The sequence below is a fragment of the Aromatoleum diolicum genome (genome assembly GCF_012910955.1).
In the GTDB taxonomy this organism is placed as follows: domain Bacteria; phylum Pseudomonadota; class Gammaproteobacteria; order Burkholderiales; family Rhodocyclaceae; genus Aromatoleum; species Aromatoleum diolicum.
In genome coordinates, this window is record NZ_WTVQ01000019.1 from 35,380 (window position 1) to 60,204 (window position 24,825).

The 24,825-nt window shown below is 66.5% G+C and carries 27 protein-coding genes and 1 tRNA gene; 15 read left to right on the forward strand and 13 right to left on the reverse strand.

All coding sequences use genetic code 11. The features are described 5' to 3' along the window. Window positions 1-12 precede the first annotated feature (12 nt). Window positions 13-86 (reverse strand) — tRNA-Gly (locus GPA25_RS12550). 170 nt (window positions 87-256) lie between these two features. Here GPA25_RS12550 and thiS point away from each other — a divergent pair. The 4 genes from thiS to sppA all read left to right on the forward strand — a co-directional run bounded on the left by thiS (window position 257) and on the right by sppA (window position 4,087). Further along, complete coding sequence (gene thiS / locus GPA25_RS12555; RefSeq protein ID WP_169260741.1) at window positions 257-460, forward strand: sulfur carrier protein ThiS; 204 nt, start codon at window positions 257-259, stop codon at window positions 458-460. A 119-nt stretch (window positions 461-579) separates the two neighbouring features. After that, window positions 580-1,365: a thiazole synthase gene (locus GPA25_RS12560; RefSeq protein WP_169260742.1), complete on the forward strand. Its 786-nt coding sequence runs from the start codon at window positions 580-582 to the stop codon at window positions 1,363-1,365. Window positions 1,366-1,493: 128 nt separating this feature from the next. Beyond that, on the forward strand, window positions 1,494-2,255 hold the full coding sequence (trmB, locus tag GPA25_RS12565; protein ID WP_169260743.1) for a tRNA (guanosine(46)-N7)-methyltransferase TrmB: 762 nt from the start codon (window positions 1,494-1,496) through the stop codon (window positions 2,253-2,255). Window positions 2,256-2,275: 20 nt separating this feature from the next. Then, the gene (sppA, locus tag GPA25_RS12570; protein ID WP_169260744.1) at window positions 2,276-4,087 is read left to right on the forward strand and encodes a signal peptide peptidase SppA; all 1,812 of its coding nucleotides are present in this window, start codon (window positions 2,276-2,278) and stop codon (window positions 4,085-4,087) included. 11 nt (window positions 4,088-4,098) lie between these two features. On the opposite strand, the gene hemW is transcribed toward sppA, so the two are convergent. Genes hemW through GPA25_RS12595 form a run of 5 tightly spaced genes read right to left on the reverse strand, consistent with a single transcriptional unit; the run spans window position 4,099 to window position 8,533 of the window. Further along, entirely contained in the window at window positions 4,099-5,331 is a 1,233-nt protein-coding gene (gene hemW / locus GPA25_RS12575; RefSeq protein ID WP_169260745.1) for a radical SAM family heme chaperone HemW, read from the reverse strand. After that, complete coding sequence (rdgB, locus tag GPA25_RS12580) at window positions 5,328-5,924, reverse strand: RdgB/HAM1 family non-canonical purine NTP pyrophosphatase (RefSeq protein ID WP_169260746.1); 597 nt, start codon at window positions 5,922-5,924, stop codon at window positions 5,328-5,330. The genes hemW and rdgB overlap by 4 nt, the downstream gene beginning before the upstream one ends. Window positions 5,925-5,928: 4 nt before the next feature. Then, complete coding sequence (gene rph / locus GPA25_RS12585) at window positions 5,929-6,648, reverse strand: ribonuclease PH (RefSeq protein WP_169260747.1); 720 nt, start codon at window positions 6,646-6,648, stop codon at window positions 5,929-5,931. 9 nt (window positions 6,649-6,657) lie between these two features. Next, window positions 6,658-7,575, reverse strand: coding sequence for a protein phosphatase 2C domain-containing protein (locus GPA25_RS12590; RefSeq protein WP_169260748.1), 918 nt, complete (start codon window positions 7,573-7,575; stop codon window positions 6,658-6,660). A 10-nt stretch (window positions 7,576-7,585) separates the two neighbouring features. Beyond that, the gene (locus GPA25_RS12595; RefSeq protein WP_169260749.1) at window positions 7,586-8,533 is read right to left on the reverse strand and encodes a serine/threonine protein kinase; all 948 of its coding nucleotides are present in this window, start codon (window positions 8,531-8,533) and stop codon (window positions 7,586-7,588) included. A 95-nt stretch (window positions 8,534-8,628) separates the two neighbouring features. Between GPA25_RS12595 and GPA25_RS12600 the strand changes: the two genes are divergently transcribed. Next, window positions 8,629-9,495 (forward strand): YicC/YloC family endoribonuclease, encoded by an 867-nt coding sequence (locus GPA25_RS12600; protein ID WP_169260750.1) that lies wholly within the window; start codon window positions 8,629-8,631, stop codon window positions 9,493-9,495. Between the two features lie 42 nt (window positions 9,496-9,537). Continuing rightward, window positions 9,538-10,257, forward strand: coding sequence for a DUF1499 domain-containing protein (locus tag GPA25_RS12605; RefSeq protein ID WP_169260751.1), 720 nt, complete (start codon window positions 9,538-9,540; stop codon window positions 10,255-10,257). A gap of 53 nt (window positions 10,258-10,310) precedes the next feature. On the opposite strand, the gene GPA25_RS12610 is transcribed toward GPA25_RS12605, so the two are convergent. Beyond that, window positions 10,311-10,787, reverse strand: a complete 477-nt coding sequence (locus tag GPA25_RS12610) for a C-GCAxxG-C-C family protein (protein WP_169260752.1) — start codon at window positions 10,785-10,787, stop codon at window positions 10,311-10,313. 162 nt (window positions 10,788-10,949) lie between these two features. Further along, a complete protein-coding gene (locus GPA25_RS12615) occupies window positions 10,950-11,594 on the reverse strand; it encodes a DUF2238 domain-containing protein (RefSeq protein WP_169260753.1) in 645 nt (214 codons plus the stop codon). Window positions 11,595-11,743: 149 nt separating this feature from the next. Between GPA25_RS12615 and GPA25_RS12620 the strand changes: the two genes are divergently transcribed. Then, window positions 11,744-11,950 (forward strand): hypothetical protein, encoded by a 207-nt coding sequence (locus GPA25_RS12620; protein WP_169260754.1) that lies wholly within the window; start codon window positions 11,744-11,746, stop codon window positions 11,948-11,950. Window positions 11,951-12,022: 72 nt separating this feature from the next. On the opposite strand, the gene GPA25_RS12625 is transcribed toward GPA25_RS12620, so the two are convergent. The 3 genes from GPA25_RS12625 to GPA25_RS12635 all read right to left on the reverse strand — a co-directional run bounded on the left by GPA25_RS12625 (window position 12,023) and on the right by GPA25_RS12635 (window position 14,092). Then, window positions 12,023-12,454 carry a DUF488 domain-containing protein gene (locus tag GPA25_RS12625; RefSeq protein WP_169260755.1) on the reverse strand — a complete coding sequence of 144 codons (432 nt, stop codon included), beginning with the start codon at window positions 12,452-12,454 and terminating at the stop codon, window positions 12,023-12,025. Between the two features lie 14 nt (window positions 12,455-12,468). Beyond that, on the reverse strand, window positions 12,469-13,248 hold the full coding sequence (locus tag GPA25_RS12630) for an EcsC family protein (RefSeq protein WP_169260800.1): 780 nt from the start codon (window positions 13,246-13,248) through the stop codon (window positions 12,469-12,471). A 172-nt stretch (window positions 13,249-13,420) separates the two neighbouring features. Continuing rightward, window positions 13,421-14,092, reverse strand: a complete 672-nt coding sequence (locus tag GPA25_RS12635; protein WP_169260756.1) for a PEP-CTERM sorting domain-containing protein — start codon at window positions 14,090-14,092, stop codon at window positions 13,421-13,423. A gap of 371 nt (window positions 14,093-14,463) precedes the next feature. On the opposite strand from GPA25_RS12635, the gene GPA25_RS12640 reads away from it, so the two are divergent. The 5 genes from GPA25_RS12640 (at window position 14,464) to GPA25_RS12660 (ending at window position 20,019) form a co-directional block, all read left to right on the forward strand. Beyond that, on the forward strand, window positions 14,464-15,693 hold the full coding sequence (locus GPA25_RS12640) for an Eco57I restriction-modification methylase domain-containing protein (protein ID WP_169260757.1): 1,230 nt from the start codon (window positions 14,464-14,466) through the stop codon (window positions 15,691-15,693). 88 nt (window positions 15,694-15,781) lie between these two features. Next, window positions 15,782-17,077, forward strand: coding sequence for a glutamate--cysteine ligase (gshA, locus tag GPA25_RS12645; RefSeq protein WP_169260758.1), 1,296 nt, complete (start codon window positions 15,782-15,784; stop codon window positions 17,075-17,077). A gap of 20 nt (window positions 17,078-17,097) precedes the next feature. Then, window positions 17,098-18,051 (forward strand): glutathione synthase, encoded by a 954-nt coding sequence (gene gshB / locus GPA25_RS12650; protein ID WP_169260759.1) that lies wholly within the window; start codon window positions 17,098-17,100, stop codon window positions 18,049-18,051. A 5-nt stretch (window positions 18,052-18,056) separates the two neighbouring features. Then, complete coding sequence (locus GPA25_RS12655; protein ID WP_425486389.1) at window positions 18,057-19,106, forward strand: FAD:protein FMN transferase; 1,050 nt, start codon at window positions 18,057-18,059, stop codon at window positions 19,104-19,106. Between the two features lie 55 nt (window positions 19,107-19,161). Beyond that, window positions 19,162-20,019, forward strand: a complete 858-nt coding sequence (locus GPA25_RS12660) for a DMT family transporter (RefSeq protein ID WP_169260801.1) — start codon at window positions 19,162-19,164, stop codon at window positions 20,017-20,019. Window positions 20,020-20,072: 53 nt separating this feature from the next. On the opposite strand, the gene GPA25_RS12665 is transcribed toward GPA25_RS12660, so the two are convergent. Then, window positions 20,073-20,972 (reverse strand): LysR substrate-binding domain-containing protein, encoded by a 900-nt coding sequence (locus GPA25_RS12665; protein WP_169260761.1) that lies wholly within the window; start codon window positions 20,970-20,972, stop codon window positions 20,073-20,075. Window positions 20,973-21,100: 128 nt separating this feature from the next. Between GPA25_RS12665 and GPA25_RS12670 the strand changes: the two genes are divergently transcribed. Next, window positions 21,101-21,460 carry a DUF2917 domain-containing protein gene (locus GPA25_RS12670; protein ID WP_169260762.1) on the forward strand — a complete coding sequence of 120 codons (360 nt, stop codon included), beginning with the start codon at window positions 21,101-21,103 and terminating at the stop codon, window positions 21,458-21,460. Window positions 21,461-21,533: 73 nt separating this feature from the next. After that, window positions 21,534-22,130, forward strand: a complete 597-nt coding sequence (locus GPA25_RS12675) for a 2-hydroxychromene-2-carboxylate isomerase (protein ID WP_169260763.1) — start codon at window positions 21,534-21,536, stop codon at window positions 22,128-22,130. Window positions 22,131-22,170: 40 nt separating this feature from the next. Here GPA25_RS12675 and GPA25_RS12680 read toward each other — a convergent pair whose 3' ends face one another. Beyond that, the gene (locus GPA25_RS12680) at window positions 22,171-22,779 is read right to left on the reverse strand and encodes a hypothetical protein (protein ID WP_343034920.1); all 609 of its coding nucleotides are present in this window, start codon (window positions 22,777-22,779) and stop codon (window positions 22,171-22,173) included. A gap of 64 nt (window positions 22,780-22,843) precedes the next feature. On the opposite strand from GPA25_RS12680, the gene GPA25_RS12685 reads away from it, so the two are divergent. After that, window positions 22,844-24,775: an ATP-binding cassette domain-containing protein gene (locus tag GPA25_RS12685; RefSeq protein WP_169260764.1), complete on the forward strand. Its 1,932-nt coding sequence runs from the start codon at window positions 22,844-22,846 to the stop codon at window positions 24,773-24,775. Window positions 24,776-24,825: the final 50 nt, after the last annotated feature.

The following is a 24,825-nucleotide window of genomic DNA, read 5'->3' on the forward strand; positions in this document are numbered from 1 at the left end:
ATGAATTCGATGTGGAGCGGGCGATGGGAATCGAACCCACGGCTCTAGCTTGGGAAGCTAGGGTATTACCATTATACGACGCCCGCGATGCGGGCCGCAGGGGCCCGACAGAGGCGCCATTCTAATGATCGGGGCGGCGCTGCGCAATGCGCATCGGCGTGGCGGCGGCAGGTCTTCGGTCGGGCGCGGGGCGATACGCGAGTGCGGCAGAGGGGCGTGGTAAGATTTTGATCCCCTGATCCCCGACAGAATCAGCATGATCCAGCTCATCATCAACGGCAAACCGGAACGCCTGCAGCAGGCGCTAACGGTGCATGCGCTGCTCGAATCGCGTCAGCTCGCGGGCAAGCGCCTGGCGGTCGAGCGCAATGGCGAGATCGTTCCGAAGGGACGGCACGCCGAGACGCTGCTGGCCGATGGCGACCGCCTCGAGATCGTCGTCGCGGTCGGCGGCGGCTGAGTCAGCCGTGTTGCGATTGCGCGCGTCTGCTGAGCTTGCGCAACTGCGGCGCCCGCGGATTGTCCATGGCCCTGGACGCGCATTGTCCATCTATCAACCCGAATTCCTCTAGGTCGAACATGAACGACTCCCTGGTGATTGCCGGCAAATCCTATCGCTCCCGCCTTCTCGTCGGCACGGGCAAATACAAGGATTTCAATGAGACGCGCGAGGCGATCGACGCGAGCGGCGCCGAGATCGTCACCGTCGCGATCCGTCGTACCAACATCGGCCAGAACGCCGGCGAGCCGAACCTGCTCGACGTGCTGCCACCCGAGCGCTTCACGATCCTGCCGAACACCGCCGGCTGCTATACCGCCGACGACGCGGTGCGCACGCTGCGGCTCGCGCGCGAACTGCTCGATGGCCACGCGCTGGTGAAGCTCGAAGTGCTCGGCGACCCGGTGAGCCTGTTCCCGAACATGCCGGAAACCCTCAAGGCGGCCGAAACGCTCGTGAAGGACGGCTTCCAGGTGATGGTGTACTGCGCCGACGACCCGATCCAGGCAAAGATGCTCGAAGAGATCGGCTGCGTCGCGGTGATGCCGCTCGCGTCGCTGATCGGCTCCGGCATGGGCATCCTGAACCCGTGGAACCTGCGTCTCATCATCGACCAGGCCAGGGTGCCGGTGCTCGTCGATGCCGGCGTCGGCACCGCGTCGGATGCGGCGATCGCGATGGAGCTGGGCTGTGACGGCGTGCTGATGAACACCGCGATCGCGCACGCGAGGCAGCCGGTGCTGATGGCCAGCGCGATGAAGAAGGCGGTCGAGGCGGGGCGCGAGGCTTTTCTCGCCGGGCGCATGCCGCGCAAGCATTATTCCGCCGATCCGAGTTCACCGACCTCCGGCCTGATCGGTACCTGAACCGCGTTCGCCTCCGTCGGCGACCGTGCGCCGCGGACGGGGCGTTTCTCGCGATTTTCCACCCTCTCACCCGCTGCCGCGGGACCGCCCGCGGTGCCACGCCGCGGGCCGCTGCCATTCCGGAACCCATGACTGCATCGAACTCAAATTCGCCGGACGCCGCCGACCCCTCCGCAGCGTCCTCCCCGTCCCCGGTCACCGACCCGGAAGCGCGCTTTTCCAGCCGTTCGATTCGCAGTTTCGTGCTGCGCCAGGGGCGCATGACGGTGGCGCAGCACCACCACATGGAAGAGACGCTGCCGAAAGTCGGCATTCCGTACCGCATCGCGCCGCTCGACCTGGACGCCGCATTCGGCCGCCGCGCGCCGAAGATCGTCGAGATCGGCTTCGGCATGGGCGAGACCACCGCGAAGATCGCCGCGGCCCTGCCGGACAAGGATTTCCTCGGCATCGAAGTGCATGGCCCGGGCGTTGGCAGCCTGTGCAAGCTGATCGCGGAAAATGGCCTGGGAAACCTGCGCATCATGCAGCACGATGCCGTCGAGGTGCTGCGCGACATGATTCCCGAAGGCTCGCTGGCCGGTGTGCATGTGTTCTTCCCGGACCCGTGGCACAAGAAGCGCCACCACAAGCGGCGCATCATCCAGGCCGATTTCGTCGCGCTGATCGCTTCGCGTCTGGCGCCCGGCGGCTACCTGCATTGCGCGACCGACTGGGAGGAGTATGCTCACTGGATGATGGAGGTGATCTCCGCCGAGTCGGCGCTGGAGAATACCGCTGACGGCTTTGCCCCGCGCCCGGATTACCGGCCCCTGACCAAGTTCGAGAACCGCGGCATCAAGCTCGGGCACGGCGTGTGGGATCTGGTGTTCCGGCGGCGCGCAGGATGATCTGAACCAAGGTGAAACGCATGTGGAGCTCTGTGGGCAGGTTCTTCGCGGGACTCGGGCGCACCATCGAGGCGCTGCGCCGCGTCGTGGTCAACCTTGTTTTCCTGATCCTGCTGGCGGCAATACTGGCGTTCGTCCTGTATCCGGCCCCGTCGGTCCCGGACGGCGCGGCGCTGGTGCTGCGCCCGACCGGTGCGCTGGTCGAGCGGCGCACGCTCGACGATGCGCTCGGGCTGATCCGTTCCGGCGGCGTGCCCGTCGCGCAGACCGCGCTGCACGACCTGCTCGAAGCCATCCATGCCGCGCGCGACGACGCGCGCATCAAGATGCTGGTGATCGAGACCGACAGACTCGGCAAGTCGGGGCTGTCGAAACTCTCCGAGTTGCGCGAGGCGATCACTGCGTTCCGAAGCAGCGGCAAGCCGGTGCTGGCGCGCGGCGAGCGCTTCACGCAAGGCCAGTATTACCTCGCGAGCGCGGCGGACGAAGTGCATCTGGCGCCCGATGGTTTCGTGCTGTTCCCGGGCCTCGCGCGCAACGTCAGCTATTTCAAGGGCGCGCTGGATTCGCTGGGTGTGAAGGTGCATGTGTTCCGCGTCGGCGAGTACAAATCCTTCAGCGAACCGTTCACGCGCACCGGCATGTCGGACGAGGACCGCGAAGCCTCGCGCGACCTGCTGGACGCACTGTGGAACGTGTTGCGCGAGCGCGTCGCCGCGAGCCGCAAGCTGGCCCCGGAAACGCTCGCGCGCTATGTGGACGACTACGCCGGCGTGCTGGCCGCCAGTGCGGGCGACACCGCGCGCGCGGCGCGCGAGACGGGCCTGATCGACACCATCAGCCAGCGCGACGAGTGGCGCGAGCTGCTCAAGATGCGCGTGGGCGCCAGCGACGACGGCAAGGACTTCCTGCGCGTCGACCTCGACGACTATCTCGCCGCGGTGCGCGCCGCGCGCCCGCAGCAAGACGACCGTGTCGCGGTGCTGGTGGCGCAGGGCACGATCATCGACGGCGGCGCCGACGCCGATTCGGTCGGCGGCGACAGCCTGGCGCAGCAGATCCGCGCCCTGCGCGAGGACGAGCGCATCAAGGCGCTGGTGCTGCGCATCGACAGCCCCGGCGGCAGCGCGTGGGCGTCCGAAGTGATTCGCCGCGAGCTGGAGCTCACGCGCCGCGCCGGCAAGCCGGTGGTCGCATCGATGAGTTCGGTGGCGGCGTCCGGCGGCTACTGGATCGCGGCCGGCGCCGACGAGATCTGGGCGCGCCCCGAAACCCTGACGGGATCGATCGGCATCTTCGCGCTGTTTCCCGAACTCGCGGAACCGCTCAACAAGCTCGGTGTGACCGTCGATGGCGTCGCCACCGGCCCGCTCGCGGGCGCCTTCGACCCGCGCCGCCCGCTTCCCCCGGAGGCCGCGAAGGCGCTGCAACTCGGCATCGACCACAATTACCGGCGCTTCCTCGAAACGGTCGCCGCCGCACGCGGCATGCCCGTCGCGGAAGTCGACCCGATCGCCCGCGGCCGCGTATGGACCGGCGAAGCGGCGGACAAGCTCGGTCTGGTCGACCAGCTCGGCGGCCTCGACGACGCCATCGCCGCCGCCGCGCGGCGCGCAAGACTCGAGCGCTTCGAGACCGTGTGGCCGGAGTCCGACGTGAATCTCGGACACCTGCTGCTGCGGCGCCTGCTGTCGGTCGCCGCGCCGCTCAGCCCCGCAGTGGATTCGCCGCTGCAGCAGCTGCTTGCCGGCGTGCAGGCCCAGGCCGCCGAGCTGCTGCGCTGGAACGACCCGCAGCACCTGTACGGGCATTGCCTGTGCGAGGCGCCGTAGTTTCGTAGGTATCAGTCGCGCAGGAACAGCGTCAACAGATCGTTGAGGAAGTGCCGCCCCTGTTCGGTCGGGCGGATGTGGTCGGCGGTGATCTCGATCAGGCCGCGCCGGCGCGCGTCGGCCAGTTCGGCCTCGATCGCGGCGAGCGGCACGCCGGTGCGGTCGGCGAACAGGCGGCGCGGGAAGCCGTCGGTCAGGCGCAGTGCGTTCATCATGAACTCGAAGGGCAGTTCGGCGACGCCGACGTCGCGCCGTTCCTGCACGAAATCGCCCTTCTGTGCGCCTTCGAGATAACGCCCCGGGTGTTTGTGGCGCATCTCGCGGACGATGCCTTCGTGGCTCGAGAGCTTGCCGTGCGCGCCGGCGCCGATGCCGAGGTAGTCGCCGAAAGCCCAGTAATTGAGGTTGTGGCGGCATTCCTGGCCCGGGCGGGCGAAGGCCGAGGTCTCGTAGTGGCGGAAACCGGCCGCGGCGAGGCGTGCCTCGATCGCATCCTGCATGTCGGCCGAGGCGTCGGCATCGGGCAGCGGCGGCGGGCTGTGCGCGAACGGCGTGTTCGGTTCCAGCGTCAGGTGATAGGCCGACAGGTGGCTCACGCCGAACGCGAGCGCGGTGTCGAGGTCGGCGAGGGCCTCGGCGAGCGACTGTTCGGGCAGCGCGTACATCAGGTCGAGGTTCACGCGCTCGAAGTGCGCCAACGCGGTGTCGATGGCGCGGCGTGCCTCGTCGCCGCCGTGGATGCGGCCGAGACGCTCGAGATGGCTGTCGTTGAAGCTCTGGATGCCCAGCGACAGGCGATTCACGCCGGCGGCGCGATAGTCGCGGAAACGGCCGGCCTCGACGGTGCCGGGATTCGCCTCGAGCGTGATTTCCGCCAGCGGGTCGAGCGGCAACAGCGTGCGGATGCCGGTGAGCAGGCGGTCCAGCCCGGCAGCCGACATCAGGCTCGGCGTGCCGCCGCCGATGAACACCGAGTGCACGCGGCGGCCCCACACCTGCGGCAGTGCCGTTTCGAGGTCTGCGATCAGCGCGTCGATATATGCCTGTTCGGGGATGTCGCCGCCGCCGGCGCGCAGCGCGTGCGAGTTGAAGTCGCAGTACGGACACTTCTTCACGCACCACGGGTAATGCACATACAGCGCGAGCGGCGGCGAGGCCTTCAGTTGCGGGCGTTCGGGCAGTGCGGCGGGGCTGCCGCCCGCGGCCGGTGCGACCGCGAGCGGGATGATGCGACGCTCGCTCACAGCGGGTGCGACTCCAGGCGCGTCAGCAGATGGCGCATCGCCGCGCCGCGGTGGCTCAGCGTGTTCTTCAGCTTCGCATCCAGCTCGGCCGCCGTCTGATTCATCTGCGGCACGTAGAACAGCGGGTCGTAGCCGAAGCCGGCGTCGCCGCGCGGGGCGCCGAGAATCCTGCCGTGCCACTCGCCGTCCGCGATCAGCGGGCGCGGGTCGTCGACATGGCGTACCAACACCACCACCGAGTAGAAGAACGCACTGCGGTCGCTAAACCCGTCGAGCCGCTGGATCAGCAGCGCGTTGTTGCGCGCATCGGATTTCGGTTCGCCGGCATAGCGTGCCGACTGCACGCCGGGTGCGCCGCCGAGCGCCGTCACGCACAGCCCGGAGTCGTCGGCGACCGCCGGCAGCCCGCTCAGCGCGGCCGCATGGCGCGCCTTCGCCAGCGCGTTCTCGACGAAAGTGTGGTGCGGTTCATCCGCTTCCGGAATGTCGAACGCCGACTGCGGCACCACCTCGATGCCCAGCGGCGCCAGCAGTGCCGTCATTTCGACGGCTTTTTTCGGGTTGTTGCTGGCGAGTACGAGACGCTTGTTCATCGTGTCACTGCTCCGCAATCGCCGCCTTTTGCGCGTCGATCAACTGCCGGATGCCTGCTTCCGCGAGTGCCAGCAGCGCATTCAGTTCGTCGCGCGAAAACGGCGTACCTTCGGCGGTGCCCTGGACTTCGACGAAGCCGCCGGCACCGGTCATCACCACGTTCATGTCGGTGTCGCAGTCCGAATCTTCAGCATAGTCCAGATCGAGCACCGGCTTGCCCTGATACATCCCGACCGACACCGCGGCGACGAAGTCGCGCAGCGGGCTGGCAGCGAGCTTGCCCTTGGCCACCAGCGTCGCAATCGCATCATGCACCGCGACGCAGGCACCGGTGATCGCCGCGGTGCGGGTGCCGCCGTCGGCCTGCAGCACGTCACAGTCGATGATGATCTGACGCTCGCCCAGCGCGGAAAGATCCACCACTGCGCGCAGGCTGCGTCCGATCAGGCGCTGGATTTCCTGCGTGCGTCCGCTTTGTTTGCCCTTGGCCGCCTCGCGCGCGCTGCGGGTGTGGGTGGAGCGGGGCAGCATGCCATATTCGGCGGTCAGCCAGCCCTGGCCCTTGCCGCGCAGGAAGGGCGGCACGGAGTCCTCGATGCTGGCGGTGCACAGCACGCGCGTGGCGCCGAATTCGACCAGCACCGAGCCTTCGGCGTGGCAGGTGAAATTGCGGGTGATCCTGACCTGACGGAGTTCGTCGGGCCGGCGTTGGCTGGGGCGCATGTGGACTTCCTATTTGCTGAACTTGTGAATGGCGGCGTTGATCTCGTCGATCGCCTTTTCGATGTCGTCGTCGGTGATGTCGTAACCGGTCGCGGGCGCATGGGTGCGCTCGAAGCTTTCGAGCTGGGTGGTGAAATTGTCCAGCGCCATCGTCTGGGTCGACACCGCATCCGCGTGCGGCTGCGTCGTGTCGTCGTGCCAGCGCATCGCGATCATCGAAAGGTTGTCGCAGGTTGCGCCGGCGATCTGTTCGGCACGATCCATCAGTTTCGGCACGGCCGTCATGATGTCCTCGCCGGCCAGGCCTTCCAGCAAGCCGGCGTCGCGTACCGGGCCCCACACCCCGTCGGTGCACAACGCGATCACGTCGCCGTCGCGCAGCGCCAGGCGCTTCGAGAATTCGACCTGCGGCGGGTGGTTGCCGCCGAGACAGCTATACACGCGGTTGCGCCCGGGGTGGTGGGCGGCCTCCTCGGCGTTGATCAGGCCCTGATCCATCATCAGCTGTACGCGCGAATGGTCGCGTGTATGCACGGCGATCTGGCCCTGACGCAGCACGTACAGGCGCGAATCGCCGGCGTGCGCCCAGTGCGCGAAACCGTCCTGGGCGATGCACGCGACCACCGTGGTGCGCGGCGCCTCTTCGAGGTTCTTGTCGAAGGCGTAGTCGAGGATCGCGTTGTGGGCGTTGGTCAGCGCGCGCGACAGGAACAGCGACGCATCGTGCAGCGTCGGTCGCGCCTCGCGCTGGAACGCTTCGGTGATGAATTGCACGGCGATGTGTGCCGCGACGTCGCCATGCAGGTGCCCGCCCATGCCGTCGGCAATCACCATCAGCAACGCGTCGCGCGAATAGCAATAGGCCAGGCGGTCCTGGTTGGTCTTGCGCCGGCCGATGCGGCTTTCCTGGTAGATCGTGAACTTCACCGCCGCTTCCTCATGTGCGTCCGATAAAGGATTTGAGCCGTGCGCCGAGGTCCGCGAACAGACCGGCGTGCACGGCATCGCCTTCTTCCCTGCGAATCAATGCCTTCTGCAGCGAATACACGCTTTGCGGGCGTGACAGCGGGTCCAGCTTGAGGCACCAGTCCACCGTCTGCAGCAACTGCTCGGAATACTGTGACGCATGCGTCTTGCCCACCGGCGCCAGGGTATCGCGCTTGGCGCGCTCGTCGGAGCGCAGCGGCGCCGTACCCGCGATGCACGCGTACAGGCTGGCGCCGACGCTGTAGATATCGCTCCACGGCCCCAGTGCGTCGCGGTGGCTGAACTGCTCCGGCGAGGCGAAACCCGGCGTGTACATCGGCTTGAGAACCGGCTGGTCGCTCGCCAGCGTCTGCCGCGCCGCGCCAAAATCCAGCAATACCGGCGTGCCGTCGTTGCGCAGGTAAATGTTCGACGGCTTGATGTCGAGATGCAGCAGCTTGTGCGCATGCACCTCGCGCAGCCCGTTCAGCATGCGGGTGAACACTGCACGGATGAAGCGTTCGCTCACCTCGCCGCGGTGTTTCTGGATATAGTCGTGCAGCGTGCGCCCGCGCTCGAACTGCATCACCATGTACACTGTGCCGTTGGCGCGAAAGAAATTGAGTACCTGCACCACGTTCGGGTGCATCAGCTTCGCAAGCGAACGGCCTTCCTCGAAAAAGCACTTCATGCCGTAGCGGAAGGCCGGCATATTCTCTTCCGGAACCTGCGGTTCAAGCTCGCCGTCCTTGCGCAGCGCCAGCGAATTGGGCAGATATTCCTTGATCGCGACCGGCGTGCCTTCCTGGTCGTGCGCGAGATACACGATCGAGAAGCCGCCGAGTGACAGCTGCCGCTCGATTCGGTACTGATCCAGCTGAAAGCCGGCGGGAAGAGGGCAGTTGGTTTGCGGCGGCATTTAGGGGGAAGGCTGGAATCCGGCTTTCCACGGCATTTTTTTGTGTGGGGCCTGCAGTGTAAATGATCGCGGCAGCTTCCCGGAGACCACTATTCATGATCCACAGCATGACCGGCTTCGCGGTGCAGAACCGCGACCTGGGGCGCGTCAGTCTCAATCTTGAACTGCGCAGCGTCAATTCGCGCTATCTCGACCTGTTCTTCCGCATCGGCGATGAACTGCGCCAGGCCGAGCCGGCGATCCGCGAGCGGATTGCCGCGCGTCTGACCCGCGGCAAGGTCGAATGTCGCCTCAATCTGCAGACCAACGGTGCTGCGCCGCGCAGCCTGGCGCTCAACGCCGCGCTGCTCGAGCAGCTGCGCGAGGCGGAGACCCGCGTGCGCGACCGCATGCATGATGCGGCCCACATGTCGGTGGCCGAGGTGCTGCGCTGGCCGGGCATGCTCGCCGACGACGGCGTCAAATTCGACGAACTGCAGCCGGCGATCCTGGAACTCGCGCAGGCCGCGCTCGACGAACTCGTCGCCACGCGCCGCCGCGAAGGCGACAAGCTCGCCGCGATGATCCGCGAGCGCCTCGTGCGCATGCGCGAACTGGTCGCCCAGGCGCAGCCGCGCATGCCCGAACTGGTCGCCGAATATCAGGACAAACTCACCGCGCGCCTGCGCGACGCCGTCGCCTCGCTCGACGAAGACCGCATTCGCCAGGAAGTCGCGCTGTTCGCCCAGCGCATCGACGTTGCCGAAGAACTGTCGCGCCTCACCGCACACCTCGACGAAGTCGAACGCATCCTCAAGGCCGGCGGGGCCGCGGGCAAGCGCCTGGACTTCCTGATGCAGGAACTCAACCGCGAAGCCAACACGCTCGCCTCCAAGTCCTCCGCGACCGAGATCACCGGCATCGCGATGGAAATGAAGGTGCTGATCGAGCAAATGCGCGAACAGGTCCAGAACATCGAGTAAGTCGGTGCCGGAACGGAAACTGATACAGGGGAAGCGGCCTTGATGAAATCGTCCCATCTCACGCTAGCCGTCGCCCTGCTTGCCGCGATGGCGATGTTCGTCTCGGGTTCCGGCACGCGTTTCGGCCTGTGGCCGTTCCCGGTCGGTTTCCAGCTGCTGAAGTGGGCCGCGTTCCTCGGCCTTGCCGCGGCAGCGGTGGGGCTGGTCGGATTGCTGGTGCCGAAGCTCAGGGCCGGGCAGGCCCGAGCGTTCGCTGGCGCGCTGGTGCTCGGACTCGCTGTTGCGGCGATTCCCGCGTACTGGCTCCAGCAGGCGCGAACGTTGCCGGCAATTCACGACATCAGTACCGATGCCGGAGATCCACCGGCCTTCGTCGCGGCGCTCGCGCGGCGTGGCGAGACGGCGAATGCGGTGACCGAGCGCAACATGGACGTCGCCGAAGCGCAGCGCCTCGCGTATCCCGACATCCAGCCGCTGATCGTGCCGCTGGCACCGCCCGCGGCGTTTGCGCGGGCAGTCACGGCAGCCAAAGGGATGGGTTGGGAGCTGACTGCGCAGGATGCAGACGCCGGCCGTATCGAAGCGACGGCGACCACCGTCTGGTTCGGCTTCAAGGACGACGTCGTGGTGCGCATCACGCCCGCGGGCAGTGGCAGCCGGATCGACGTGCGCTCCGTGTCGCGTGTCGGGCTCAGCGATGTCGGCGCGAATGCGAAGCGCATTCGCGCGTACCTGGCAAAACTCGCAAAACTGGCCCGATAGGCCGCCGGCACGGCGCGCAAACCGCGCGTTTGCCGATGCCGGAGCGGGCGCGCCTACGCCGTCAGCGCCCTCTCCACCGCGGCGTGGCGCGCAATCGCCCCGGCGGCCAGCTCCGCCGCGCGGGCGGTGAATTCACGACAGCGCTCGTGCAGTCGGCGCTCCCTGAAGATTGCCTGGCCTTCGGCGGTCCCGAGATCGCATCCGAGCAGCGCGTCGCAGTTGCGCGCGCCAAACGCGTGTTCGAAGTCACCGATGAAGGTCTGCACTGCCGAGTAGGCCGATTGCACCGGCTCACCCGCCTGAGCGCGTCCCAGCGCCAGCCCGATGCCGATGATGCCGCCACTCAAGGCACCGCAGGGACCGCAGGTGCGCGCCATGCCGCTGCAAAAACCCGTCGCAATCCGTGTCAGCAGCTCCGACTCCTCGCCCTGTGCTCGCGCCAGCGCCCGCACGACGCTTTCTGCGCAGTACAGGCCCGAGTCGAAAGCGTGCTCGGCGGTCTGATGCGCGGAGTCCACGCGTAAGTCCATGAATTGCTCCTGTTCGAGATTGTTGCGGTGAGTGCCGTCTCATGCCGGGCAATGCAATGCGCGAGCTGTACATCCCGGCCGACTGCGATTAAATCATATGGGCATATGTTGCAGTGCAATAGTTGTGCCCTGACGGATCGCCGGGCCGCCCCCCTGAACGGTTCAGGGGGTGCGCGCGGGATCCCGCAGACGCCGGATCTGCCGGTCCTGCAGGCGCGAAAATCCCAGCAGCGCCGTGACCGCCCCGATCAGCGCGAGAAACATGTCTGACTGCGTGTCCCACGGGTCTCCCTGCGTGCCGAGGAACTCGTCCGCGCCCTGTCCGAGCGCCAGCGCCACCCACCACTCGACGAACTCATACGTGGCGCTGATCGCCAGTACGATGCAGACCACGATGAACGCGAGCATTCGCGTGCCGCGCACGTAGGCACCGCGGATCAGGATCTCGCGCGCGATCAGCGCGGGGGCAAAGCCCTGGAAGAAGTGCCCGATCTTGTCGTAGGGATTGCGGCTCAAGTCGAAGAATTCGGCGAGCTGAAAGCCGAACGGAACCCGTGCATAAGTGTAGGTACCGCCGACGATCAGCACCACGGCATGAAGGAAGATGCACACGTAGAGCAGGGTGCTCAGCGGAAAGCGCCGATAGGTCGCCCACATCACCGGCAGGGCGATGAACACCGGCAGCACCTCCAGCGCCCATGTCGCATGGTCATAGGGCCGGATGCCCGAAACGATCAGCAGCACGATCAGGGTGACGCTGATCAGGGCGAGGAGGCGGCTGTCGTTTTCCGCGGTGTGGTGGGTCATGACGTGTTCTCTTGGCGACCGGTGGGTGGCCTGACAGGGGACTCAACTAACCCCCGCGCTTGCGGGAACAGGGTGACGACCTATACTGGAATTGAGCGTGTGCTCCGCGCTCGGTCGTCGCCTGGGATGCAGGCAAGGAGGTTAAACGGATGAGCGCCACAGGCTATCCCAAGTACGACACGCCCTTGACGACGGAAGAGCGCCGGCGACTGGCTGTCGATCCGGCGGCTACCCCACATCGGCGGATCAACGATACGTATTTCAACAGGATTCGTTGGCCCGCAGCTGTATATGCATGGTTTGTGTTGGGTGGTGCGATGTTTGCGTATCTCCTTTTCTGGGTATTCGAGGGATAAGACCGGACACGCGTTCAGACCTGCCTTGTCCTGTTGCACGAAGCAGCAGGGCAAGGTGGGTTTTTTATTGTTTCAGCGGAACGCATCCTCGCGATCGTCTTCCCGGCGAACTGCCGCAGGTTCGAGCTTCGCTCCCTTGCTGACCAGCAACTCGCGCAGCAGGGATCGATGGCAGCGAGTCTCGTCGGCGCAGTAGCAACCGACAGAAAAATCCGCGTGATGCGACAATGCCGCGAGCACGTCGAGTGTGCGGCTGTTTTCGGGCGTGCCCATCTCGACGCGATAGCGCCTGGCGAAGGCCTGCCATTCCTGCGTCGTCGTGGCCTCTTGCGCCAGTTTCATCGTTTCGACGCTCGGCGCCAGGTTCGGATACCAGACGTCGTACCAGTTCTGCGACGCGTAGTCGGCCTTCGGTACGCCCCGCGGCGGTCTGCGGACGGTGCCGATCCGCAGGCCCTCATGCTCGGCTCTCGCGCTGCCCAGTCGCACAATGCGCAGCACCATTGCTTCCTCCCCGGCTAGAAGCCCGAATAAACCCGCCTGATTTCCTCCGCGCCATACAGGCGCTCCAGCCTGCGCACGACGAAGTGACCACGGGCCATGTCCTGAAAATGATCGATGAACAGCGTGTTGACCACTGCACCGCCGACGGCGCCGATCACCGGCACGGCCTGTGCGGCGACCTTCTGCGACACATTGATCGAGAAGCGCGATGTGATCTGCGTGATCAACTGCACGATTGCCGGCGCGCCCGTGGCGGCAGCGCCATGCTGCGCGACGTGTCTCGCGGCTTCCGATACGGCTTTCGCGAGCGCGGCGCGTGCGGCGAAATAACCCGTTTCCGCGGCATCGTCACTGCGCGCCTGCCCGCCCAGGGCGAGTACCTGCACGCATTGTAGTCGTGCCTCGGGGCTGTGCAGGTCTTCGCCCTGGCTGCGCGCGATGTCGGCAATCGAACGCAGCATCACGGTGGTCGAAAGCGGCAGCTCGATCGCCAGCGCCGCGAGACCGAAAGCGCCGCCGGCTGCGCCGGTCGTGCCGACGGCGAGCTTGTGCCACATATTGGACGGCTTTTGCAGGTGGTCGTGAGCGAGCGTGCGCAGCGCGACATCCAGCGCCTTTTCGATGGCCTGGCGGGTCGCTTCGTTGACGGCCATGCTCCAGCTCTGCGGTAGCATCGCAAATCCGCGCTCGATCGGCGATCCGATCAGGTTGCTGATCTTCGCGGCGAGTCCGGGGTTTTCCAGAAGATCCCGCGCGTCGCGCAGTTCTGCGGCGTCCATTGCTGACAGGTTCATGCTTGCCTTGCCGTTCTCGGGTACGTCATGCGCGGCAACGGCCGACATGCCTATAGTGCCCCCGCTTTGGCATTTCGACGCAATTCAGACGCAGAAGGTTCGGCGCACGCACGCCGCGCCACGAGAGGACCGCCCGACCTCATGTGCCGGACGACCCACGACGTGGCAGTTGTCAGACCGCCTTATGGCGACGGCTTGCAGCGAGCCCGGCGAGCCCGACGCCGATCAGGGCCAGCAGACCGGGCTCCGGCACAGCGGTTACCGAGACGTTCGGCTCGAGTTGTGCGAGTTCGCTGGATGATCCAGTCCCTCCGGCAAGGTCGAACAGGAACAGGTGGTATGTCGCGCTGAAGATCCCCTGGCGCACTTCGTCCGTCCAACTGGCGCGATCGTTGGCGCCCTCGGCAAGTGCGAGGAGTCCGGCAAGATCGCCAAGGGACGGTCCGGTGAGGTTCAGCGCACCCAGATCCACGTCGGCCGGGTCGAGCGAAAGCTCGAATACATGCCGCCCGAGACTCACTGGTGCGCTTCCCGCAAGCAGCGAACCGAAGTCGATTGCGAACAGGGGGTCGCCGGAAAGGGCGGCGAACGGGGAAGCGTAATCGGTGCTGCCGCCCGTCCACGCCATGACGAAGGTCGTCGTCCCGCTGATCGCTGCGACCGTGCCCGACGCCGTCGCGGCAGGCGTGGGGCCGCTGCGACTGACCGTCACCGTGGCAAGACCGGCGTAGCTGCCGAGGCTTTCGATGTCGGTCAGCAGCAGTGCATGGGCGGCGGACGGCACGATCGCCGCGAGGATGGCCGCAAGGGCGGCGCAAGTCAGTCTTTTTGGTTGTGGCATCATGATCTTCTTCTTGTAGGAATACAGGAACTGGCTCGTTCGAAAATATGTCAATGAAAACAAAGCATATTTCAAGCCATGTCATATATCCCTTTGTATCGGAACAATTCCGCAATAAGCATGATGTATCTCTCTGCTGCACTGTAAAATTCTTCGACAACCTTCCGACCCGCCCCGGTTGCGCGGGAAATGGACGAAATAGTCAGTTGCGAGACCACGTCACCTCGAAAAAATGCCAAGTTTGCACGCAATCCCCGCGCGGTTTATCTTCCGCGGGCCCAGACCTTCGCTCCAGACGAATACATCACGATGACCTGCCCCTGCGTATCGTTTTACGAGGCTCGCCGTGCGATGCGCGTGGCCGGAGCCATCGCGTGAGCGCGCAGATCGAGCTCGGCTTGCGCGACGTTGCCGCGCTCGGCCAGGTGTTCACGCCGGAGGCGGTGGTGCAGGCGATGCTCGCGTTGCGCAGGAATCGCGGCCGCGTGCTGGAGCCGTCGTGCGGCGACGGGGCTTTTCTGCGTCATCTGCCGGGGGCGGTCGGGATCGAGTTCGACGCCGCGCATTGCCCGCCGGGGGCGCTGAACGAGGACTTCTTCGCGTATCGGGAAGCCGAGCGGTTCGACACGATCATCGGCAATCCGCCCTATGTGCGCTTCCAGGATATTCCGGCCGCGACACGTGTGCTGTTGCAGGCCGAGCATTTCGACGGGCGCTCCAATCTCTACCTGTTCTTCATCGAGAAATGCCTGCGCCACCTGGCGCCAGGTGGCGAGCTGATCTTCATCACGCCGCGCGACTTCCTGAAAGTGACGTCCGCGGTGAAGCTCAACCGGCTGATGATGGCAAGCGGGACGATCACCGATGCGATCGAGCTGGGCGATGCGCGGGTATTCGACGACGCGGTGCCGAACTGCCTGATCTGGCGCTTCGAGAAGGGTTGTTTCGAGCGCTCGATGCGTTATGCGGAGATCGGCGTCGGCGACCGGCTCGCTGATGCGCTGGCGGCGCCGGCGTGGGAAACGCGCCATCTGATCGAGTGCGCCGGTCACCTGATGTTTGCGCACGGCGATTATCCGCTGCGCCTGTCGGACGTCGCCTTCGTCAAGGTCGGGGCGGTGTCGGGTGCGGATGACCTGTATGCCGACGAACGTGCCGGCAATCGCGAGTTCGTGTGTTCGGCGACGGTGAAGACGGGCAAGACCCGGCGCATGCTGTGGGTGGAGCCGACGGACGCGCCGCCGCCAGCGCTGTTGCCGCACAAATCGCGCCTGATCGCCCGCCGCGTGCAGGCTTTCGACGAGCGCAACTGGTGGCACTGGGGGCGCGGCTACTACCAGTCGGAGCGCCCGCGCGTCTATGTGAATGGCCGCACGCGTCAGGCGCGACCGTTCTTCCTGCACGACTGCCCGCATTACGACGGTTCGGTGCTGGCGGTGTTTCCGCGTCGCGCGGATGTCGATCTGGCAGCTTTGCGCGACGCGCTGAACGCCGTCGACTGGGGCGATCTGGGGTTTGTCTGCGATGGCCGTTATCTGTTCACCCAGCGCAGTCTCGAGAATGCGCCGTTGCCGGAGCACTTTCGCGCCTTCGCCGCGGTCTGAGCGGTGTGGGCGCGGAGTAAGGTAATATTGGTGCCAAATCATCCGCCGCAGCGCGTCCGTCTGCGGCGTTTTTTCCGGGAAAATCCTTATGGTCCCTCATCTGACGACTGCGCTGACCGGCCCCTTGCTGGAACTGGAGAAGCGCTTCCTCGGCCATGCCACGGAGATCGAACGCTGGATGCGCACGCAGTGGCAGGACCACATGCCGCCTTTCTACGCGTCGACCGACCTGCGCAATTCCGGCTTCAAGCTCGCGCCGGTGGATCTGAACCTGTTTCCCGGTGGCTGGAACAACCTCAACGACGTCTTCATGCCGCTGTGCGTGCAGGCGGCGCAGGACGCGATCGAGCGCATCTGCCCGGATGCGCGGCAGCTATTGCTGATTCCCGAGAACCACACGCGCAACCTGTTCTACCTGCAGAACGTCGCCAAGCTGGTGTCGGTGCTGCAACTCACCGGCCTGGACGTGCGCGTCGGGTCGCTGCTGCCCGAAGTGACCGCGCCGATGACGCTGGAGCTGCCCAACGGCAGCACGCTGACGCTGGAGCCGCTGGAGCGGCACGGTGCACGGGTGGGGCTGGCGGGCTTCGATCCCTGCGCGATCCTGCTCAACAATGACTTGTCGGCGGGCATCCCGCCGATCCTCAAGGGGCTCGACGAACAGTGGCTGATCCCGCCGCTGCACGCCGGCTGGCATGTGCGGCGCAAGTCGATACATGCGGCGGCCTACGATCGCGTGGCGCGCGAGTTCGCCGACGTGATCGGCATCGACCCGTGGCGCATCAACCCGGAATTCGGCGTGTGCGGCCAGATCAACTTCCAGGAGCGTACCGGCGAGGAGTGCCTCGCGGTGCAGGTCGACAGCCTCCTCCAGCGTATCCGCGAGAAGTACCGCGAATACGGCATCGACGAGACTCCTTTCGTGGTCGTGAAGGCCGATGCCGGCACCTACGGCATGGGCGTGATGACGGTACGCGATGCGTCCGAGGTGAAGGGCCTGAACCGCCGCCAGCGCAACAAGATGAGCGTCGTCAAGGAAGGCCTGCAGGTGCAGGAAGTGATCATCCAGGAAGGTGTGCATACCTTCGAGACGGTCGATGACGCGGTTGCCGAACCGGTCGTGTACATGATGGATCGCTTCGTCGTCGGCGGTTTCTACCGCGTGCACACCGAGCGTGGCCGCGACGAGAATCTCAATGCGCCGGGCATGCACTTCAAGCCGCTCGCGTTCCAGACCTGCTGCTCGTTGCCGGACTGCCGTCAGGCACCGGACGCCGCGCCCAACCGCTTCTACGCTTATGGTGTGGTGGCGCGCCTGGCGCTGCTCGCGGCATCGGTCGAGATAGAGGAAACCGCGCCGGCCGAAGCCGATATGGTGGCCTGAGCCAGTCATGAGCAAGCCCCATGTCGCGTAGCCTGAAACTCGCCTTCATCCTCGATCCGCTCGACAAGCTCAAGGCCTACAAGGATTCCAGCATCGCGATGATGCGCGCCGCGGCGGCGCGCGGACATTCGGTGTTCGCGATCCGCCGCGAGGCGCTGAGCTGGTGCGACGGCGTCGTCGCCGCGCGCGCCCTGGCGATCAGCCCGACCGACGACGATCACGACTGGTATGTCGCCGGCGACGAGGCGGTGCTGCCACTGACCGCCTTCGACGCCGTGATCATGCGCCAGGATCCGCCGTTCGACTTCGAGTACGTCACCGCGACCTGGCTGCTGGAGCGCGCGGTGGCCGGCGGCGCGCGCGTGTTCAACGATCCGCGTGCGATCCGCGACCATTCGGAAAAGCTCGCGATCTGCGAATTTCCGCAGCTCATTGCGACCACGCTGGTCGCCCGCGATGCGGTCGACGTGCATGCCTTCATCGACGAGCTGGGTGACGTGATCCTGAAGCCGCTCGACGGCATGGGCGGCAGCCAGATTTTCCGCGTGCGCGCCGACGACCCCAACCGCAACGTGATCGTCGAGACGCTGACTCACGACGGCGTGCGCACCATCATGGCGCAGCGCTACCTGCCGGCGATCGCCGAGGGCGACAAGCGCGTGCTGATCGTCGGCGGCGAAGTAGTGCCGTATTCGCTGGCGCGCATTCCCAAGGCCGGTGAGACGCGCGGCAACCTCGCCGCCGGCGGGCGCGGCGTCGCGATGGCGCTGACCGCGCGCGAGCGCGAGATTGCCGAATGCCTCGCGCCGATTCTGTGGGCGCGCGGCCTGCTGGTGGTGGGCCTCGACGTGATCGGCGGGCATCTGACCGAAATCAACGTCACGAGCCCCACCTGCTTTGTCGAGATCGAGGCGCAGACCGGTTTTTCCATTGCGGCGCTGTTCGTCGACAAGCTCGAACAGGCTTGCATCTGATGGTCATGCGGGGAATCGCCGGCCGCTGTGCCGCGGCTTTGCTGGTCTTCTTGTTAGCCGTGATGATGGCGGCCTGCACACGCCCGGAACTGCACCGCCAGGAAGCCTACGTGTTCGGTACGCGGGTCGATCTGACCGTGTATGGGGAATCGCGCGAACTGGCCGACGAGGCGATGGCCGCGGTGCTGCGCGAGTTCGATCGCCTGCATCGCACGTATCACGCCTGGGAGCCGTCCGAACTGACGACGCTCAACGCGGCGATCGCGCGCGGCGAGATTGCGACCGTGTCGGGCGAACTCGCGACGATGCTGACCGACGCGCAGCGCCTGTCCGAACTGGGTAATTCGCTGTTCAACCCGGCGATGGGCGCGCTGATCGAAATGTGGGGATTCCATGCCGACGAATTCGTGCCGCGCCGCCCCGACCCTGCGGCATTGCAGGCGGTGCTGGAGGCAAGTCCGCGCATGTCGGATCTGGTGATCACGGGAAACCAGGTCGGAAGCCGCAATCCTGCCGTCAAGCTCGACCTCGGCGGTTACGCCAAGGGCTACGCGCTGGACCGCGCGGTGGCGATCCTGCGCAGCAAGGGCATTGAAAATGCGCTGATCAATATCGGCGGCAACGTCATGGCGCTCGGCAAGAAGGGCGACACGCCGTGGCGCCTGGGCCTGCAGCACCCGCGCGAGCCGCAGCCGCTGGCGACCCTGCCGCTCTACGACGGCGAAGCGATCGGCACCTCCGGCGACTATCAGCGCTATTTCGAACTCGACGGCAAGCGCTATTCGCATCTGCTCGATCCGCGCAGCGGCGGTCCGGCCGACGCGACGCAGTCGCTGACGGTGCTGATCACGCCGCGCGAGGGCGCCGGCACGCTGTCGGACGCCGCCAGCAAGCCGCCCTTCATCGCCGGTGACAACTGGCGCGAATACACCCGTCGTTACGGCATCGAGCACGCGCTGCGCGTCGCAGCGGACGGGCACATCGAGGTGACGCGCGAACTGCGCGGGCGCCTGCAGTTTCCCTCCGGCAGCGCGCCGGTGACCGTGGTGGATTGAGGCGGCAGCCCGCGTGCCGCCGAATCGTCCGCACCTCGACCGCCTCGCCATCGTGATGATGGTGGTGTTGTGCACGATCTGGGGTCTGCAGCAGGTCGCGATCAAGGTCGCGAACGCCGGCATTTCGCCGATGTGGCAGGCGGGCCTGCGCTCGCTCGGCGCGACCCTGCTGGTGCTGGCGTGGGCGCAGCTGCGCGGCGTGAAGCTGCGCGAGGCCGACGGCACGCTCGCACCGGGGCTGCTCGCCGGCCTGCTGTTCGCCGCCGAGTTCGCGCTGATCTTCGGTGCTCTGCAATACACCACCGCGTCGCGCGGCGTGATCTTCCTCTATACCGCCCCCTTCATGGTCGCGCTCGGTGCCGTCTGGCTGCTGCCCCACGAGCACATGCGCCGAGCGCAATGGGCGGGCATGGCGCTGGCCTTCGCCGGAGTGCTGGCGCTGTTCGGCGAGAGCCTGTTGCGACCGGCCGGGAAGGCCTGGATCGGTGACCTGATGATGCTGCTCGCCGCGGTGGCGTGGGCCGCGACGACGCTGACCGTGAAGGTCAGCCCGCTGGCCCGCGCGTCGGCCGAGAAAACCCTGCTGTATCAGTTGGGCGTGTCGGCGCTGGCCTTGCTGTCGCTGTCGCTGCTCTTCGGCGAGCCGGGGGTCTTCGCGCCCTCCGCGGCAGTATGGGCGAGCTTCGCATTCCAGGTCGTGATCGTCGCCTCGGCGAGCTACGTGGCCTGGTTCTGGCTCATCTCGCAGTACCCCGCGACGCGCCTGTCGTCGTTTTCCTTTCTCACGCCGGTGATGGGCGTGCTCGCCGGCGCGCTGCTGCTCGGCGAGACGCTGACGCCGGCGATCTATCTGGCACTGGCGCTGGTTGGCGTGGGTATCTGGATCGCCAACCGCCCGCCGTCCGCGAACTGACCGGTTCGCCGCAGCAATGGCTGCGGGGACACAATCACGCCGCCATCTCCGCTTCACGCCGTTGCAGCAGCCTCGGTGCGCAGCCAGTCCGCAAAGCGCGCGACTTCGGGGCGTGGTGTCCCGGGGGCGGTGACGAGCCAGAAGCCGCGGCCGGTCATCTCGCGGCGGCCGCTGCCCACGAGCTTCAAGCGTCCGTCGGCAATCAACTGGTCGAGCAACTGGGCGCGGCCGATCGCGATCCCCTGGCCGCCAACGGCTGCCTGGATCAGCTGGTCATAGTGGTTGAAGACCAGCACCGCACGCGGTCGGATCTTGTCCAGCCCCATCGCCGCCAGCCAGTCGTTCCACCGCAACCACGGATAGCGGGGATCGTCGAAATCGAGCAGCACGGTTTCGGGTAGCGTATCGCGGTCGAGCGGACGTGCGGCGAGTGCCGGGCTCGCCACCGGCACCACCGATTCTCCGAACAGGCGTTCGGCGCCGGCCGGGGCGTCGCGGTCGGCGCAGTAGCGAACTGCAAGGTCCACGCCTTCGCGTGCGAGATCGAGCATGCGGTTGCTCGCCGCGACGCGCACGTCGATATCCGGGTGGAGCCCCTGAAAGCGCGACAGTCGCGGTACCAGCCACAGCGCGGAGATGCCGATGCTGGCAGTGACGGTCACCGGCCGCGGGCCGCGCTGGCGAAAGGTGTCGGCGAGCGCGGCGTAATCGTCGAGCCAGCCTTCCGCCGCAGCGGCCAGACGCGCACCCTCGGCCGTCAGCGCAAGACGGCGGATGCCACGCACGAACAGCGGCACCCCCAGTGCCGCTTCGAGCGTCTGTATCTGGCGGCTGATCGCCGACTGGGTCAGGAAGAGCTCTTCGGCGGCGCGCGTGAAGCTCAGATGCCGCGCCGCGGCGACGAAGCCGCGCAGCGGGTCGAGCGGCGGGAGGTGGGAAAGTTGCGTATGCATGATATTTACGCATGCTTTGGATGCGCATTTGCCGTTTGTTTGACCAGTATTTTATGACGATACTGCAGTCATGGCGGTACGGATAGATGCACGATGTGCATCCGAAATCGCCGTTTAAGGAGTTCATCATGGATGCGCGTTCGGAAATCACCCGGATGGTGCTGGCACCACGCGAAACGATGGTTCTGGATCAGGCTCTCGGCGTCGAAGTCATCGCCTGCAAAGGCAGTGTGTGGCTGACCCAGGATGGCGACAGCCGCGACATTGTGCTCAATCCGAGTCAGTCCTTCACCCTGTCGCATGCTTCGGGGGTCGTGATGACGACTTCGCACGGGGCGGAATTCATCCTGCGATCGACGCAACGAACTGCGACGACTGCATTGCAGACGGGCTGGATGCGGCGGCTGGTGGGGTGGTTCGATCCGCGCACGAGCAGTCGGGTGTGCGCCGCGCTGGCCGGCCGGGTCCGCGTGCATCGCGTGGCGTGAGTGGGCGGGGCGCATGCGCGCCCCGGATCGGCTAAAGTGCTACAGACCGTCAAGCGAATTGGAGTGCCGCGACATGTCACGCCCCAAGATCGAATTCTGGTACGAATTTGCCAGTTCCTATTCCTATCTGTCGGTGATGCGCATCGATGCGCTGGCCGAAAAGGCGGGCGTCGAGGTCATATGGCGCCCGTTTTTGCTCGGGCCGGTGTTCCTGGCGATGGGCTGGAACGATTCGCCGTTCAACATCTACCCGCCGAAAGGACGCTACATGTGGCGCGATCTGGCACGGTTGGCGGACAAATACGACCTGCCTTTCCGCATGCCCAGCCGCTTCCCGCGCAACGGCATGCTCGCCGCGCGGGTGGCGCTGCTGGGGGTCGAGCCGGGCTGGGTGGCGGCGTTCTCGCGCGCGGTGATGCTCGCCAATTTCGCCGAGGATCGCGAGATCGGGGAACCCGTGGTGATTGCCGAAATCCTCGCCGGGCTCGGCTTGCCGGCGCAGGAATTGCTGGCCGCGGCCGTCAGCGAGAAAAACAAGCTCGCGCTGCGCCGTCAGACCGAGCGGGCGAGCGAACTGGGACTATTCGGTGCACCGAGCTTCCGTGTCGGCGAGGAACTGTTCTGGGGCAACGACCGCCTCGAGGATGCGCTCGCCTGGGCGCTGCGTTGAGTCGTCAGACGCCCGCGCCGCGTGAGCGGGCTGCGCCGTTTCAGTTGGCAGTTCCCTTGGCTTTGTCCGCTTCGCGCTTGCGCATCCGTTCCTCGTAGCGTGCGCGGTCGCGTTCGGCGGCGGCGGCACGCTCGGCCGCTTCGGCCTCGGCTTTCGCGCGCGCGCTGGCCTTTTCGGCGTCCTTCTGCTGCCGTTCGGTCTGCTGCGCTGCGGTGGCGCGTGCAGCGTCGGCTTCGCGCTGGCGCCGCGTGCCCTCGGCAGTCGGGTCGGGCTGGATGGCAAACGCCTCGGGCGGCGTCGGCGCGGCGGGCTGGGTCGGCGCGTCGGTGGCGGTGCGCCCGCTCGCCGCGGCGGCACGCTGCTTCTGCGCCAGTTCGATGCGGCTGGCCTCGATTTCCATTTCGCGCGCCTGACGGATCGTTTCGAGGCGTGCTTCCTTCTCGTTGCTGATGCAGCGGTTGACCAGAAAACGCTCGTAGCAGGCCGGCAGCTTCGTCGCGAGCGTGTCGTCGGCCTGTGTGCGCAGCACTTTGGCCTCATCGCGCAGGCGCGCGGCGCGTTCCAGTTCGGGGTCGGCGTCCGGTGCGGAATCGGCCGCGGTGGCGAGCCCGCTGAGAAGGGCGAGCAGCAGTAACAGGAGGCGGGGCACGATGTTCGGCGTCTGTCAGATTAGGGGTGAGTAGAATAACGCCTTTACCCATTGATGCGCTGACGTGATCCAGTTCCGCAACCTCCGCCTCGCCCGGGGCGCCAAAATTCTCGTCGACGCCGCGTCGCTGCAGATCCATCCCGGCTGGCGCGTCGGCTTGACCGGGGCGAACGGCTCCGGCAAGTCCAGTCTGTTCGCCATGCTGCGCGGCGTTTTGCACCAGGACCAGGGGGATCTGGAAATCCCCGCGGGCTGGCAGATCGCGCACGTTGCGCAGGAAACGCCGGCGCTGGCGAAGCCTGCGATCGAATACGTGCTCGACGGCGATGGCGAGCTGCGCGATGTCGAAGCGCGCCTGGCGGCCGCCGAAGCGGCGCACGATGGCGCCCACATCGGCGAGTTGCATGCGCGCCTGCACGAGATCGGCGGTTACGCCGCACGCTCGCGCGCGGCCGCCTTGCTCGACGGCCTCGGGTTCCTGCCCGGCGAGGTGGAGCGGCCGGTGTCGGATTTCTCCGGCGGCTGGCGCATGCGCCTGAACCTTGCGCAGGCGCTGATGTGCCGCTCGGACCTGCTGCTGCTCGACGAGCCGACCAACCACCTCGATCTCGACGCCGTGCTGTGGCTCGAACAGTGGCTGCGCGACTATCGCGGCACGCTGGTACTGATCTCGCACGACCGCGAATTCCTCGACGCCTGCGTGACGCACATCGCGCATATCGAGTCGCAGCGCCTGACGCTGTACACCGGCGGTTATTCGGACTTCGAACGCCAGCGTGCCGAGCGCCTGTCGCAGCAGCAGTCGATGTTCGAAAAGCAGCAGCGCGAGATCGCGCACATCGAGGACTACATCCGCCGCTTCCGCGCCAAGGCGACCAAGGCGCGCCAGGCGCAGAGCCGCATCAAGGCATTGGAGCGCATGGAGCGCATCGCCGCGGCACACATCGACACCCCGTTCAGCTTCAGCTTCCGCGAAGGCACGGCAGCGCCTGATCCGCTGCTGCAGATCGAGGACGCTGCGGTGGCCTACGGCGAACGGCGGGTGCTCGACCGCGTGCGCATGACGCTGCGCCCCGGCGAGCGGATCGGCCTGCTCGGGCGCAACGGCGCCGGCAAGTCGACGCTGATCAAGCTGCTCGCCGGCCAGTTGCCGCTGGCGGCGGGCAGTCGCACCGAAGGCAAGGGCCTGGCGATCGGTTACTTCGCGCAGCACCAGCTCGAAACCCTGCGCCCGGAAGAGTCGCCGCTGCAGCACCTGACGCGCCTCGACCCGCGCACGCGCGAACAGGAACTGCGCGACTACCTCGGCGGCTTCGATTTCCGCGGCGACGTGATGAACGACACCGGCACCGGCGCCGCGACCCCCTGCGGCAACTTCTCGGGTGGCGAGAAATCGCGTCTCGCGCTGGCGCTGATGATCTGGCAACGGCCCAACCTGATGCTGCTCGACGAGCCGACCAACCACCTCGACCTCGAGATGCGCCATGCGCTGACACTGGCCTTGCAGGACTACGAAGGCGGCATGGTGCTGGTGTCGCACGACCGGGCGCTCTTGCGTGCGACCTGCGACCGCTTCCTGCTCGTCGACGAGGGCCGCATCCAGCCTTTCGATGGTGACCTCGACGACTACCGCGACTGGCTCGCCGAGCGCCGCGCGCAGGCGAGCGAAGCGGCGAAATGCCCCGACCGGACTGCCGACAAGGCGGCGCGCAAGGCCGACCGCGAACAGTCCGCCGCCGAACGCCAGGCGCGCCTCTCCGCGCGTCGTCCGCTGGTGAAGGAACTCGACCAGCTGGAAAAGAAGCTGGCCGCCTGGCACGGCGAAAAGAAGCTGCTCGACGCGCGGCTCGCCGACCCCGCCCTGTATACCGGCGCCGAAACCGCGCAGTTGCAGACGCTGTTGAAGCGCCAAGGCGAACTCGCGACCTGGGTGGAGGAGGCCGAGCTGCGCTGGCTGGAGATTTCCGAGGCGCTGGAGGCCATGCCGGCCGACTGAACGGGCTTTCCGGGGTGGGTGGCCGCCGTCCCCCGGTCGGTTTCGCGCAG